The organism is Insolitispirillum peregrinum, assembly GCF_900156605.1.
Classification (GTDB): domain Bacteria; phylum Pseudomonadota; class Alphaproteobacteria; order Rhodospirillales; family Rhodospirillaceae; genus Insolitispirillum; species Insolitispirillum peregrinum.
The window spans coordinates 805,766-819,502 of sequence record NZ_FTOA01000001.1 but is presented as its reverse complement, the minus strand read 5'-3'; the positions used below and the strand labels follow the sequence as shown (position 1 = coordinate 819,502).

General features: G+C 58.9%; 16 protein-coding genes. 6 read left to right on the top strand and 10 right to left on the bottom strand.

The features are described from left to right. Positions 1–14 precede the first annotated feature (14 nt). The 4 genes from metG to BW995_RS20380 all read left to right on the top strand — a co-directional run bounded on the left by metG (position 15) and on the right by BW995_RS20380 (position 4,136). Positions 15–1,577 (top strand): methionine--tRNA ligase, encoded by a 1,563-nt coding sequence (metG, locus tag BW995_RS03450; RefSeq protein ID WP_076398753.1) that lies wholly within the window; start codon positions 15–17, stop codon positions 1,575–1,577. Between the two features lie 4 nt (positions 1,578–1,581). Beyond that, entirely contained in the window at positions 1,582–2,367 is a 786-nt protein-coding gene (locus BW995_RS03445; protein WP_076398924.1) for a TatD family hydrolase, read from the top strand. A 391-nt stretch (positions 2,368–2,758) separates the two neighbouring features. Continuing rightward, positions 2,759–3,439, top strand: a complete 681-nt coding sequence (locus BW995_RS03440; RefSeq protein ID WP_322099109.1) for an MBL fold metallo-hydrolase — start codon at positions 2,759–2,761, stop codon at positions 3,437–3,439. Positions 3,440–3,530: 91 nt separating this feature from the next. Beyond that, a complete protein-coding gene (locus BW995_RS20380) occupies positions 3,531–4,136 on the top strand; it encodes a hypothetical protein (RefSeq protein ID WP_139332734.1) in 606 nt (201 codons plus the stop codon). A 348-nt stretch (positions 4,137–4,484) separates the two neighbouring features. On the opposite strand, the gene BW995_RS03430 is transcribed toward BW995_RS20380, so the two are convergent. Then, the gene (locus BW995_RS03430) at positions 4,485–4,919 is read right to left on the bottom strand and encodes a rhodanese-like domain-containing protein (protein ID WP_076398750.1); all 435 of its coding nucleotides are present in this window, start codon (positions 4,917–4,919) and stop codon (positions 4,485–4,487) included. A gap of 98 nt (positions 4,920–5,017) precedes the next feature. Here BW995_RS03430 and trmFO point away from each other — a divergent pair, with 98 nt between their 5' ends. Continuing rightward, positions 5,018–6,394 carry a methylenetetrahydrofolate--tRNA-(uracil(54)-C(5))-methyltransferase (FADH(2)-oxidizing) TrmFO gene (trmFO, locus tag BW995_RS03425; protein WP_076398749.1) on the top strand — a complete coding sequence of 459 codons (1,377 nt, stop codon included), beginning with the start codon at positions 5,018–5,020 and terminating at the stop codon, positions 6,392–6,394. Between the two features lie 90 nt (positions 6,395–6,484). On the opposite strand, the gene BW995_RS21070 is transcribed toward trmFO, so the two are convergent. Continuing rightward, a complete protein-coding gene (locus BW995_RS21070; protein ID WP_281251114.1) occupies positions 6,485–6,841 on the bottom strand; it encodes a murein hydrolase activator EnvC family protein in 357 nt (118 codons plus the stop codon). 80 nt (positions 6,842–6,921) lie between these two features. On the opposite strand from BW995_RS21070, the gene BW995_RS21065 reads away from it, so the two are divergent. Next, on the top strand, positions 6,922–7,098 hold the full coding sequence (locus BW995_RS21065) for a hypothetical protein (RefSeq protein WP_245821233.1): 177 nt from the start codon (positions 6,922–6,924) through the stop codon (positions 7,096–7,098). Positions 7,099–7,530: 432 nt separating this feature from the next. Here BW995_RS21065 and BW995_RS03415 read toward each other — a convergent pair whose 3' ends face one another. From BW995_RS03415 to BW995_RS03380, 8 genes are all read right to left on the bottom strand, one after another. Next, complete coding sequence (locus BW995_RS03415; RefSeq protein ID WP_245821231.1) at positions 7,531–8,166, bottom strand: protein-L-isoaspartate(D-aspartate) O-methyltransferase; 636 nt, start codon at positions 8,164–8,166, stop codon at positions 7,531–7,533. Positions 8,167–8,177: 11 nt separating this feature from the next. Continuing rightward, positions 8,178–8,972 carry a 5'/3'-nucleotidase SurE gene (surE, locus tag BW995_RS03410; protein ID WP_076398747.1) on the bottom strand — a complete coding sequence of 265 codons (795 nt, stop codon included), beginning with the start codon at positions 8,970–8,972 and terminating at the stop codon, positions 8,178–8,180. Beyond that, positions 8,965–10,245, bottom strand: coding sequence for a serine--tRNA ligase (serS, locus tag BW995_RS03405; protein WP_076398746.1), 1,281 nt, complete (start codon positions 10,243–10,245; stop codon positions 8,965–8,967). Before serS ends, surE begins: the two co-directional genes overlap by 8 nt. A gap of 79 nt (positions 10,246–10,324) precedes the next feature. Next, positions 10,325–11,284 (bottom strand): twin-arginine translocase subunit TatC, encoded by a 960-nt coding sequence (gene tatC / locus BW995_RS03400; protein WP_076398745.1) that lies wholly within the window; start codon positions 11,282–11,284, stop codon positions 10,325–10,327. 32 nt (positions 11,285–11,316) lie between these two features. Next, positions 11,317–11,724: a Sec-independent protein translocase protein TatB gene (gene tatB / locus BW995_RS03395; RefSeq protein ID WP_076398922.1), complete on the bottom strand. Its 408-nt coding sequence runs from the start codon at positions 11,722–11,724 to the stop codon at positions 11,317–11,319. Positions 11,725–11,853: 129 nt separating this feature from the next. After that, positions 11,854–12,084, bottom strand: a complete 231-nt coding sequence (locus BW995_RS03390; RefSeq protein ID WP_076398744.1) for a twin-arginine translocase TatA/TatE family subunit — start codon at positions 12,082–12,084, stop codon at positions 11,854–11,856. Positions 12,085–12,222: 138 nt separating this feature from the next. Further along, complete coding sequence (gene scpB / locus BW995_RS03385) at positions 12,223–12,921, bottom strand: SMC-Scp complex subunit ScpB (RefSeq protein ID WP_407656298.1); 699 nt, start codon at positions 12,919–12,921, stop codon at positions 12,223–12,225. Between the two features lie 16 nt (positions 12,922–12,937). Further along, a complete protein-coding gene (locus BW995_RS03380; RefSeq protein ID WP_076398920.1) occupies positions 12,938–13,729 on the bottom strand; it encodes a segregation and condensation protein A in 792 nt (263 codons plus the stop codon). Positions 13,730–13,737: the final 8 nt, after the last annotated feature.

Sequence of the window (13,737 nt, the reverse complement as noted above, 5' to 3'; positions counted from 1 at the left end):
GGAGATTGCAGGCCATGGCCGCTGCTGAAAAACCGCGCTATTACGTCACGACCCCGATTTACTACGTCAACGATGCTCCGCATATCGGGCATGCCTACACCACGTTGGCCTGCGATGTTCTGGCGCGTTTCAAGCGGTTGGATGGCTACGACGTCAAGTTCCTGACCGGCACCGACGAACACGGGCAAAAGGTCGAAAAGTCGGCAATGGCGCGCGGAATCGCGCCGCAGGAGTTTACCGATCAGGTGTCGCAGAATTTCCGCGATCTGGCGGCGGCGATGGGATATTCGAATGATGACTTCATTCGCACCACCGAAGAGCGTCACCGCAAGGCCTGCCAGGCCCTGTGGCAAACCCTGATCGAGCGCGACGAGATTTATCTGGGGGCTTACAAGGGCTGGTACGCCGTCCGCGACGAGGCCTTTTACGGCGAAGGCGAACTGAAGGACGGCCCGAACGGCGAAAAGCTGGCCCCGACCGGCGCGCCGGTCGAGTGGGTGGAAGAGCCGAGCTATTTCTTCCGCCTGTCGAAATGGCAGCAGCCGCTGCTCGATTTCTATGAGCAGAACCCGGACTTCATTGCCCCCGACAGCCGCCGCAACGAAGTGATCAGCTTCGTCAAGGGTGGCCTGAACGACCTGTCGGTGTCGCGGACCACCTTCTCGTGGGGGGTGCCGGTTCCCGGCGATGACGCGCACATCATGTATGTGTGGCTGGATGCCCTGACCAACTACATCACCGCTTGCGGCTATCCCGACCAGTCGGCGGCAGATTATCAGGCCTATTGGCCGGCCAGCCTGCACATGGTCGGCAAGGACATCCTGCGCTTCCATGCGGTGTACTGGCCAGCCTTCCTGATGGCCGCCAACCTGCCGACCCCGCAACGGGTGTTCGCTCATGGCTGGTGGACCAACGAAGGCCAAAAGATTTCCAAGTCGCTGGGCAACGTGATCAGCCCCTATGAGTTGGTGAATCGCTATGGTCTTGACCAGACCCGCTATTTCCTGCTGCGCGAAGTGCCGTTCGGCAATGATGGCGATTTTTCCCATCAGGCGATGATCAACCGCATGAACAGCGAACTGGCCAACGATCTGGGCAACCTGGCCCAGCGGGTGCTGTCGATGGTCAACAAGAACTGTGACGCGGCGGTGCCGACCCCCGGCCCGCTGACCGAGCACGATCTGGCCCTGTTGACCCCGGCGCGCGATTTGCTGGCGACGGTGCGGGCGGCTCTGGACCGGCAGGCGTTCCATGATGCTCTGGAAAGCATCTGGGTGGTGGTGCGTGCCGCCAATGCCTATGTCGATCATCAGGCACCATGGGCGCTGCGCAAGACCGACATTGACCGCATGGGAACCGTCCTGTGGGTGTTGATGGAAACCGTGCGCCATGTGGCGCTGCTGATGCAGACGGTGGTGCCGACCTCGGCCGGTCTGATGCTGGACCAGCTGGCGGTTCCCGCTGATCAGCGGTCGTTTGAGTTTTGGGGTGAGGCGGGGGCCCTGAAGGCCGGAACCGCGCTGCCCAAGCCGCAGGGCGTGTTCCCGCGCTATGTTGAAGAAAGTCAGGGTGCCTGAGGTCATGTTTCTGGTTGATAGCCACTGCCATCTCGATTTTCCCGATTTTGCTGCCGAGCTGGACGATGTGATCGCTCGTTCGCGTGATGCCGGGGTACAGATGATGCTGACCATCTGCACTCACCTCAGCAAGTTCGAGCAGGTGAGGGCAGTGGCCGAGGCCTATCCCGAGGTCTATTGCACGGTTGGCATTCACCCGCATGAGGCCGCCAACGAGCCAGAGGTGGATGCCGAAACCCTGATGCGTCTGGCCGAGCATCCGAAGGTGGTCGGCTTTGGCGAAACCGGGCTGGATTTTTATTACGAGCATAGCCCGCGGGCCGAGCAGGAACGCAGCTTTCGCGCTCACATCGCGGCGGCACGGACGGCTCAATTGCCGATCATCATCCACACGCGCAATGCCGATGACGACACCCTGCGCATTCTGGATGACGAGATGGAGAAGGGGGCTTTCCCCGGCCTGATCCACTGTTTCAGCAGCAGCCATCAGGTGGCCGAACGGGCGGTGGAGCACGGGATGTATATCTCGTTCTCGGGGATTGCGACCTTCAAGAAGGCCGAGGAAATCCGGGGCAGCGCCCGGATGCTGCCTCTTGATCGCCTGCTGGTGGAAACCGATGCCCCGTATCTGGCACCGATCCCGCACCGGGGCAAGCGTAACGAACCGGCCTTTACCCGCCATACCGCCGCCTGTCTTGCCAAGGAACTGGGATTGAGCGAACAGGCGTTTGCCGAGGCGACCAGCCGGAATTTCTTTACGCTGTTCAAAAAGGTTCCATCGCCGTTTTAGAGCGGTGATCGCAAAAATGGTTCCGGTTTTGCGCGCTATCACTGCGATAAATCAAAAGGGTAGACTTGGGTGCCTGCGTCACATCACAGTACACGATAGTAAGGAACAAGGACGTGGAGCGCTGCTCCACACCTCGCTGGGGCCTTGAGGCCCCAGACCCCATTCCTTTGATCATAAAAGAAAAAATGGGGGTTCGGGGCCTCAGGCCCCGAATGGGGTTGGGCGATAGCCCATTTTTTTCCACCAATGGTCGTATATGTGACGGTCAACTTGATTGTGGAGGCTGCCGGCAATGCGGATCACCATTCTGGGCTGTGGCGGTGCTGGCGGGGTTCCCATGGTCAGCGCGGGGTGGGGACGGTGTGACCCCCAGGAGCCACGGAATCGCCGCTTGCGACCTTCCATTCTGGTGGAGGATGGGGCAGGGGCGGGGTTGACCCGTATTCTGGTCGATACCAGCCCTGATTTGCGTGAACAATTGCTGCGGGCCGATGTCCGGCATCTGGATGCGGTGGTCTTTACCCACGAGCATGCCGACCATACCCATGGCATGGACGAACTGCGCGAGGTCAACCGGGCCATGGGGCGGGCAATCCCGTGCTGGGCCAGCCATCACACTCTCGGGTCTTTGCATGAACGGTTTGGATATTGCTTTCTGGGAATAGAGCAGGGACAGCCGATCTTCCGGCCTTGGCTGGTTCCGAATGTGGTTCAGGATGATTTCCATATTGGGCCAGTACCGGTTTCCAGCTGGACGCAGGACCATGGATGGAGCGAGACAACCGGCTTCCGCTTTGGGCAGATGGCCTATACGACAGATGTGATCCGTCTGTCCGAGCAAGCGTTCGATAAGCTGCACGGCGTAGACCTGTGGATCATTGGAACCCTGACCGACACGCCACACGTCACCCATGCCCATGTGGGGCTGGCGCTGGAGTGGATTGAACGCATCCGTCCCAAGCGGGCAATTTTGACCCATATGGGGCCAGGACTTGATTATCAGACATTACGACGGTCTTTGCCGGCCGGGGTTGAACCTGCCTATGATGGTATGGTGATTGATGTCGCATAATGCCAAGAACAGAGTTATTGTGTTTAACTTCCTTGTAAGAAAGAGGGTATTTTTGCACAATGCGGTAAGCCCTCGTTAAAGGAGTGCACCGATGTCTTCCCAGTCCTATCAAAACCTAAATGCCCTAATTGCAAACCAGTCGCATGCTGAGGCAGTCAAGATTTTAAAATGCGGTCTGGAGGCCCTATGGCTTAATGCTTATGAAGATTCTACTTCAGAAAGCTATATCAATACGATAGATCGTTCCACTTTCACGGTGTTTTTTGACATTGGTAATCAGGCTGGAGGGGAGGCTTCTCAGGAAGCTCGTGTCGTGGGTATCTTTGGCCTCTCCTGCCCACCTCAGGACAAGCGCGACGCTAATCGTATGCGCGGTTTTTTGGGACCGACCGCGGAGGTGTTTGGATCGAGCTATGACAAAGGTCATTTCATTGCCCATTCAGCGGGCGGTGACACCCTCGACAGCATCAACTGGTTTCCGCAAGAGCGGAAATTGAACCGAGGCTGGTCGGATCAAGGAGTACGCTATCGCGAAATGGAGACATTTTGTGCCAAGACGCCCGGCACTTTCATGATGGCCCACCCGATTTATGATGGCACCTCGGCCTGTCCGGCCTTGCTGGATTTTGGGATTTTGCGTGACGGGGTTCTTGAGGTCTGCCAGTTCGACAATCGCCCACTTACGACAAGCGCGTAAAATCAGCACTGAAGAATTCGGCGCTGTCTCGAATACGGGATCCTTGATGTTTTTCAGAGGACGAAGAGTACACGTCTCTCTCAGATAAATATTATACATAATATAGATTATGCGACATTTAGTGAATAGGGGAAGTGCAAGGATACTAAGCCTAGGTTATAGTTCCTAGGCTTAGTATCTGAAAAATGACCTGACATCTGCCATTTATAGGCTTATAGACCTATATCTTCAGTCCTTGACGATCTTGCTGGCGCCTGCATTGATCGACAGAACAAAAAACAGCGGCACTGCCTGAAGGCAATGCCGCTGTTTCAAAGGCCCAAAATTCCGGCTCCGAAGGCTGGCGTGTTACGCTGTCGCCAGGCCTGCCCGCTTCCAGCAGACCATTCCACCGCTCATCACTGCAACATTCTCCAGACCAGCCTTTTTCAGCATCTTTGCTGCCGACGTCGCCCGCGCCCCTGAACGGCACACCACATAAACGGGCACATGCGCATGGTTTTGCAGCTGAGCGCGGACATCGGCCAGTCGAGCCGGGATATCTCCCAGCGGGATGTTAATTGCCCCCTTGATATGCCCCAGCGCATCGTTAAACTCCGCCGGTTGCCGGACATCGAGAATGAGACAGTCTGAGACGGCAGAGGTTAACGCCTGCTGGACAGTCTGAGGGCTAACGAACGGAATCCCGGCCAGCAGCCTGGACAGGGTTCTGATCACCAGCAGAGCCACGACGGCGACAGCGACACTAATGAACAGATGTTCAAGGTTTGGATCGGTTGGCATGCAGGGGATTCCTCGGTTTGCGCGCATCAACATTAGACCAACCTTATAAATGACTCTGGCCGCAATTGCCAGAAACCCACTTTCATAAGGCAGTGCAAATGACGAGCCCCTCTTCTCCCTCTTCCCCCCTGCATGTGGTCGGTGGCGGCCTTGCTGGCAGCGAAGCCGCCTGGCAGTTGGCTGAACGCGGTATCCCGGTGATCCTGCACGAAATGCGGCCAGTGAAGCGGACCGAGGCCCATCAGACCGATGGACTGGCAGAGCTCGTTTGCTCCAATTCCCTGCGTTCCGATGATGCGGAATACAATGCGGTTGGCCTGCTGCATCAGGAATTGCGCCGCGCTGGCTCGCTGATCCTGCGCACCGCCGATGCCACCGCCGTCCCTGCCGGTGGCGCGCTGGCGGTTGACCGCGAGGCATTCTCGCAGGCCGTCACCACCGCTCTGCACGACCACCCGCTGATTACCATCGTCCGCGAAGAGCTGACCACCCTGCCCTCTGCCGACTGGGGCCCGACCATCATTGCCACCGGCCCGCTGACCTCTGCACCGCTGGCTGAAAGCATCCGGCAGGCAACCGCCGAAGACAGCCTGGCTTTCTTTGATGCGATTGCTCCGATCGTTTACAAGGACAGCATCGACTTTTCCAAGGCTTGGTTCCAGTCACGCTATGACAAGGGCACCGGGACCGACTACATCAATTGCCCGATGACCAAGGACGAATACGAGGCGTTCCTTGATGCTTTGCTGGCCGCCGAAAAGACCGAATTCAAGGAATGGGAAAAGGACACGCCTTATTTTGAAGGCTGCCTGCCGATCGAAGTGATGGCCGAGCGTGGCCGCCAGACGCTGGCCTATGGTCCGATGAAACCGGTTGGCCTGACCAACCCGCACAATCCGACGGTCAAGCCCCATGCGATTATCCAGCTGCGGCAGGATAACACCCTGGGAACCCTGTATAACATTGTCGGCTTTCAGACCAAGCTGAAGCACGGCGAGCAGAGCCGCATTTTCCGCATGATTCCCGGACTGGAAAGTGCCGAATTTGCCCGGCTGGGCGGGATTCACCGCAATACCTTCCTGAACAGCCCTCGCCTGCTGGACCAGCAGCTCCGCCTGAAAGCCTTGCCGCATATCCGCTTTGCCGGACAGGTGACCGGCTGCGAAGGCTATGTGGAGAGCACCGCTGTTGGTCTGATGGCTGGCCTGTTTACCGCTGCGGAAGTGCTGGGCCGGGACCTTGCGTCTCCGCCGAACACCACTGCGCTGGGGGCGATCCTGTCGCATATCACTGGCGGGGCCGAGGCTGAGACCTATCAGCCGATGAATGTCAACTTTGGCCTGTTCCCCGAGCCGCCGGTAGAACGCGACGAGCGTGGCCGGCGCCTGAAGGGGCGTGATCGCAAGAAGTCCTACAGCAAGCGGGCCTATACGGAGCTGACCCCCTGGCTGGAACAGGTCAGCACGATCGGCTGATATAACGATAGCCCGCAAGACGCTCGAAAAAAGACCGCCTGCAATTCAGCGAGCGGTCTTTCTTTATCGTTGCCGAGCAGGGATGATCCCCTACTTTGAAGCGGATTTTTCCATATAATCGAGCGGATTAACCGGGCCCGAGCCTTTACGGACTTCAAAGTGCAACTGTGGCGTGCTCACGTTGCCGGTTTGTCCAGCCTTGGCAATCACCTGCCCTTTTTTGACAACCTGCCCTTTTTCCACCTCCAGGCTGTCATTATGAGCATAGGCTGTCATCCAGCCGCCATCATGCTTGATCAGCAGAAGATTCCCGAAGCCTTTCAGCTCACTGCCCGCATAGACCACAACTCCGTTTTCCGCCGCTCGCACGGAGGCTCCTCGCAGGACGGCGATATTGATCCCGTCATTGCGCGTCCCGTTATCCGAAGGCCCGTATCCGCTGATCACTTTGCCCTGGACGGGCCAGCCGAACAGCTTTCCGGCCCGCCCCGGAGGCGATGGCAGCTTGGTGACGCGTGAGGCAGGCGATGTCTGTGCTGGTGGAGGTGCCGTTGGAGGTGCGGGCTCTGCGGTGGGCGCAGGCGGTGGTGCGGCCTGCGTTTCTGGCGGCGGTGGCGGTGCGGGCGGTTGTTCTTTTGCTGGCTCGCTCTTTACCGGCTCCGGCGGCGGCGCTGCGGCCACCGACACTGGCGCAGGTGCAGTAGAACGTGGCGGAGGAGTCTGTCCGGGTTTGGGAATAGTGACCCGACCGCCAGCTTGCAGCATATAGGGCGGTTCCATTCCATTGGCGGCGATGATTTCTTTAACCGACACCCCATAGCGCCGTGACAGGGCATAGACCGTCTCGCCCCGCTGGACGGTAATCGTTGCGGGCAGCGAAGTAACGTCCCGACCACTGGTTACAGGAGCTTCGCTGGTGGGTTGGGATTTCCGCAGCCAGGGCGGCGTGGCGTTGTTCTGAGCGCATCCACTGACCAGCAGGACTGCCGAAACGGCCAGAAAAAGCGCTGTGTTGCCACAAGAGCGCTGAGCGATGGCTCGCTGGACGAGGCTGTCAGAGGTCTGTTCTTTCATCCTTCTGGTATAGCCTCGGGGCCATCCTTTGGGCAACGAAAAGTGTCGTTCCCTGCGTGCTTTTAATATCGACCGCCGGTTGCCAGGCCGCGAACCATGGGAACAAAGCGGACCGGAAACAACTCTTCGACGTGGAACCCTTGTTCGCTGCGATAAATACGCAGCATTTGCTGGTCCTGATATTGTTCGCCAACCGGAATGACCATAATCCCCCCGACCGTCAACTGTTCGGTCAGGGTTTGCGGGATTTCATCGGCGGCGGCCGTCACGATAATGCGGTCGAACGGCCCTTGTTCTGGCCAGCCTCGCCAGCCATCCCCCAACAGGGTGGTGATGTTGCGCAGGCGCAAGTCCTGAAAGCGGGCTGTTGCCGTGGTGTGGAGGTCGCGGTGGCGTTCCAGACTATAAAGGCGGCGGCACAGACGGGACAGAATCGCTGCCTGATATCCTGATCCGGTTCCGACTTCGAGGACCTTTTCCTGTCCGGTCAGCATCAGGGCCTGCGTCATCAGGCCGACGACGATTGGCTGGCTGATGGTCTGGCCACAAGCGATTGGCAACGCACGATCAGTATAGGCTTCGCCGTACTGATGAGGGGCGAGGAAGGATTCGCGGGGGATTGAGGCCATTGCTTCAAGGACACGGGCGTCAGAAACGCCCGCAGCCAGCAACTGCGGATACAGACTGTCCCATCCCACGCTTGTCACCCTCACGATGCAAAGACTTTCTGCTGTAACGTCGCCAGGGTTTCCTGTTCGGTCAGATCGATGCACAGCGGGGTCACGGAAATGGCTCCCTGCTCGATTGCCTCCAGATCAGACCCCGGCCGACCGGTATGCTCACTGCGCTGGGGGCCGATCCAGATATAGGGCCGGCCTCGCGGGTCGTGGCGTTCGATCAGCCCGTCCCCGATTTTGCGCCGCCCCTGATTGGTCACCCGGATGCCGGTCACGTCTTCGGGGGCCAGGTCGGGGAAATTGACGTTCATCAGCACGTTGCGGCCCCAGCCATGGGCTACCAGTTTGCGGATGATGTCCGGCGCAAAGTGCTCCGCCGTTTCCCAGCGAACGGGATCGCCGTTGGTGAACACCTGGCTCATTGCAATGGACGGCACGCCCAGCAGGGTTCCTTCCATTGCGGCGGCCACCGTGCCGGAATAGGTTACGTCATCGGCCAGATTGGCACCGCGATTGACGCCGGACAGAACCAGATCCGGCTTGCGGTCCTTCATGATCGCATTGATGGCCAGCAGAACGCTGTCTGTTGGCGTGCCATCGACCGCATAGAGATGTTGATCGGGGTCAACATCCCGAATGCGCAACGGATGGTGCAGGGTCAGGCTGTGCCCTGCCCCGCTCTGTTCCGTTTCCGGTACCACCACCCACACATCATTGGACAGCTGTCGGGCAATCCTGATCAGCACCTGCAAGCCCGGTCCGTGCAGACCATCGTCGTTGGAGATCAGGATGCGGGCGTGCGACAGGTCTGACACGGAATCAAACATTGGGAGTCAGAACCTCCAGACCACCCATGTACGGACGCAGCACGTCGGGGATCACCACCGAGCCGTCAGCCTGCTGGTAATTTTCCAGCACTGCAACCAGCGTCCGGCCAACGGCAAGCGCCGATCCATTCAGGGTATGGACAAAGCGGGTCTGTTTCTCGCCTTCGGGGCGATAGCGGGCCTTCATGCGCCGCGCCTGAAAGTCGCCAGTGTTCGAGCAGGATGAAATTTCGCGATACTTGCCCTGCCCCGGCAGCCAGACTTCCAGATCGTAGGTCTTCTGGGCGGAAAAGCCCATGTCGCCGGTACACAGCGCCAGCACCCGATAAGGTAGCCCCAGCTTTTGCAGGACTTCTTCGGCGCAGGCGGTCATCCGCTGGTGTTCGTCTTCGGACTGTTCCGGCGTGGTGACCGAGACCAGTTCAACCTTTTCAAACTGGTGCTGGCGGATCATGCCACGGGTGTCCTTGCCCGCCGACCCGGCTTCGGAACGGAAGCACAGCGTAAAGGCGGTCATGCGGATCGGCAGGGTGGCAGCGTCCAGAATCTGGTCGCTGACGGTATTGGTCAAGGTTACTTCGGCAGTCGGGATCAGCCAACGACCTTCGGTGGTGCCAAACAGGTCTTCCTTGAATTTCGGCAATTGGCCGGTGCCATACAGCGGCTCATCGCGGACGATCACCGGGGTGTTCATCTCGGTGTAGCCGTGCTGTTCGGTATGCATGTTCAGCATGAACTGGGCCAGAGCGCGTTCCAGCCGGGCCATCTGGCCTCGCAGGACACAAAAACGGGCGCCGGACAGCTTGGCCGCCGTTTCAAAGTCCATCCCGAGGCGGGCCCCCAGAATGTCATGTTCCTTTGGCTCGAAGTCGAAGGCACGCGGCTCGCCCCAGCGGCGGATTTCCTGATTGTCGTCTTCGCTGGCCCCAGCGGGAACATCGTCACCCGGCAGGTTCGGGATGGCCATCAGGATGGCGGCGATATCCTGTTCGCCCTGCCGTTGGACCTCTTCCAGTTGCGCCATCTTTTCCTTGATGGTCGCCACTTCGTCCATCAGCGCCTGAGCCTGAGCGTCATCGCCGGATTTTTTTGCACCACCAATGGCTTTTGAGGCTTCGTTGCGACGGGCCTGCAACGATTGCAGTTCGGTCACCGTGGCGCGAAAGCTTTCGTCCTGGCGCAGAATCGTTTCTGCCATCGGGGCCAGCCCCCGGCGTGCCAGTCCAGCGTCAAAAGCAGCCGGATTCTCGCGAATCCATTTCAGGTCGTGCATGGTATCCCCATTGGATAAAAGGCGGTCGGCGGTGGCCCCGGCGAAAGACAACCGTCTCCGCCGGGGCCTGTCCTATGGTTTACGTGTTAAAATCGGTTTCCTCAACCCCGCTTGCGCCGGAATCGGTGAAGTCATGGCGTTGAGAAAGGGTTTTCGGAGCTTCGGTAGTGGTCGGCTCGCTGATAGCCGGTTCCGTCAAGGCAGGGGCAACAGTGGCGGCGGCAGCGTTCTGTTCTGCCTCCTCTTCCTCTGCTTCACGCTGGCGTGCTGCGGCACTCTTTTCCACCATGCGGACGGAAATGATCGACATTTCATACAGCAGCAGCATCGGCACGGCGAGGCCAACCTGGCTGATGACGTCCGGGGGCGTGATCACCGCCGCAAAGATGAACACACCGACGATGGCATAGCGCCGTTTGGCCGCCAGCCCGGCAGAGGTCACCAGACCGACGCGGCCCAGCAGGGTCAAAACCACCGGCAACTGAAAGCTGATGCCAAAGGCCAGAATCAGCTTCATCACCAGATCAAGATATTCCCCGACCTTGGCTTCGAGCTCGATCGACAGCACGGTTTCTGCCCGGGTGGTCTGAAACCCGAGTAAAAAGTGCCAGGCCATTGGAATAACAAAGAAATAGACCAGTGCCGCCCCGGCGGCGAACAGGATCGGCGAAACGATCAGGAACGGAAAGAAGGCTTTCTTTTCATGGCGATAGAGGCCGGGCGCGATAAACATCCACACCTGACTGGCAATCACCGGAAAGGAAACCACCGCCGCCCCGAAAGAGGCCAGCTTGACGTAGGTGAAAAAGGCCTCGGTCAAGGCGGTATAAATCATGCGCTGCGATCCGCCGACCTCAGCCATGATGGTGGCCAGCGGGCGGACCAGAAAGGCGTAAATGTCTTCGGCAACATAATAACAGCCAAAGAAGGCAATCACGAAGGCAACAGCCGACAGCACCAGACGCCGCCGGAGTTCGATCAGATGCTCCATCAGGGGCATCTTGTTTTCGTCTGGGTTTTCGCTGTTCGCACTAGCCATGCTGAAACATCACTTCACGTCAGGGGGAAAGCTCAGGGCTGCTTGGCGGCGGCACTTTCGGGGGCCTTTTCCGCCTCTGGCGTGACAGGAGTCACCGGCTCTGGCGTTACAGAGGGAGCAGCAGGCGCTGCCGTTGACGTCGGGGACGACAGGTCAGGTGTTTGCAGGCTCTGCCCGATCGTTCCGTCGGCATCGACCGCCCGGGTCAGTTCGGACTTCAGGTCGGTCTGGGCAAGCTGCTTGGCCTTGTCACGTAATTCTGTCAGCTCGGCCTCTTGTACCATGGTATCAAGATGGCGCTGGAAATCACTGGCCAGCATGCGGAATTTCCGCATCCACTGCCCTGCCGTGCGCATGGCATTCGGCAGTTCTTTTGGCCCGAGGACGACCACCGCCACGATGACGATCAGTCCTATTTCGTCCCACCCAAGATCAAACATGATACTGGTGCCCAACCGATAAAAACAAACATGGGGGACCACTGCCCCCGACAAAGAGATGGGCACGCCACCGCAGACCAGGCCCTGCCAAAGCAGCAGCCCGCACATGCGGCGGAATGCCCGACCCCCTTAATTCTTGTCGGCGCTGCGATCCTTGTCGGACACCGGCGACGACGCGGTATTCTGGTCGATCGGCTTTGCGGGCTGTGACGGAGATGCCTCTTCGTCCTTCAAACCCTTCTTGAAGGCAGTGATGCCCTTTGCCATATCCCCCATCAGGCCGGGGATCTTGTTCTTGCCGAACAGCAGCAGAATGATCACCAGAACGATGATCCAGTGCCAAATACTAAAGGAACCCATACCGCTCACTTCTCCCTGTTACAGGCAGGCCTGCCAGAATCGCTGCTGAATGCATTGACCGGGCAGGAATAAAAACAGGGGCCGATCATCGCAGAAAGCCCCCCATCCCGCAAGGCTGCCCTTCCCGTGCGGAAGTCCCTATTTTTGTTCGAGGATGTCCAGTTGCGGGCTTTCGTTGTCGGCGAAATCATCGTCCGTATCAAGTAAACTTTCCGTATCATGCGCCCGTGCCCCATAGGCGGCAATCGCCGGGCGATTATCCAGCAAGCCGGCGGCCTTCAGGTCTTCCAGTCCCGGCAGGTCGCGCAGGCTGTCCAGCCCGAAATGATCGAGGAAACCGTTTGACGTCCCCCATGTCAGCGGGCGGCCCGGCGTGTTGCGGCGACCCCGGGGGCGGATCCATCCGGCTTCGAGCAGGATATCAAGCGTCCCTTTGGACAGGGCGACCCCGCGAATGTCTTCGATTTCGCCCCGTGTCACCGGCTGATGGTAGGCAATGATCGCCAGCGTTTCCAGCGCAGCCCGCGACAGGCGGCGGTTTTCCGTTTGTTCGATGGTCAGGATTTCGGCCAGATCGGCAGCGGTTCGGAAAGACCATTGACCGTCAGCCTGTCGCAGTTCGACCCCGCGGCCGCGATAATGATCGGCCAGTTCCTCTAGCAAAGACCCGATATCGTATCCAACGGAAAGCCGCTGCGCCAGCAACCGCTCGCTCAATGGCTGGGCCGAGGCGAACAGGATGGCTTCCAGCTGACGGATGGCGTGAAAGCGGCCATGATCAAAGTCTTCGGGTTTCGGCTGAGTTTTTTTACGTCTGATAGACGGGGAGTCTGTCACAGGGGCACCTGCAAGATTAGATTTCATCAACTGTAGCATCAGTTCGGGCACGGATTTGGATCGGGGAAAAATGTCCGCCTTCCTGCCGTAATTCCAGCACTCCCTGCTTCACCAGTTCCAGCGAGGCGATGAAGTGTGCACAAACCGCCGAGCGGTGCATCAGCGGGTCGGCCAGATTCGTTGGCAGATAGCGTTGCAGCAGCGTCCAGTCCGGCATGGACCCCAGAACCTGCCGCAAGCGGTGCAGCGCCTGATCGACCGAATAGAGGGTCAACGGCTCAATTTCCAGCGAACTGGCCCCTTCGCGCCGTTTGTGGTCGGCATAGGCCTTCAGCAGATCATACAGGGTCACGTCCCAAATCGAATGGGAGATGATGGTTGCGCCTTCCGGCATGCCGCGCGCAAAAACATCGCGCCCCAGCAAGGGGCGCTCCATCAGGGCATGACCAGCCTTTTGCATGGCTTCCAGCCGCTGCAGCTGGAATTGCAATGCCGCTGCCATTTCTTCGCCGCTGGGCTCGGCGTCCCCCGGCTCGGGGGGGAGCAGCAGGCGGGATTTCAGATAGGCCAGCCATGCTGCCATGACCAAATAATCTGCCGCCAACTCAAGGTTTTCTTCGCGGGCAATGGTCATGAAGGCCAAATATTGCTCAGCCAAAGCCAGAATGGAAATCTGGATCAGATTGACCTTTTGATCCCGCGCCAATTGCAGCAGGACATCAATCGGGCCCTCATAGCCATCCAGATTGAGAACGAGGGAACGCAGCGGATCGCGCCCGGCATCGTCTGTGGCATCAACTGCGCTCACCCTCGCCT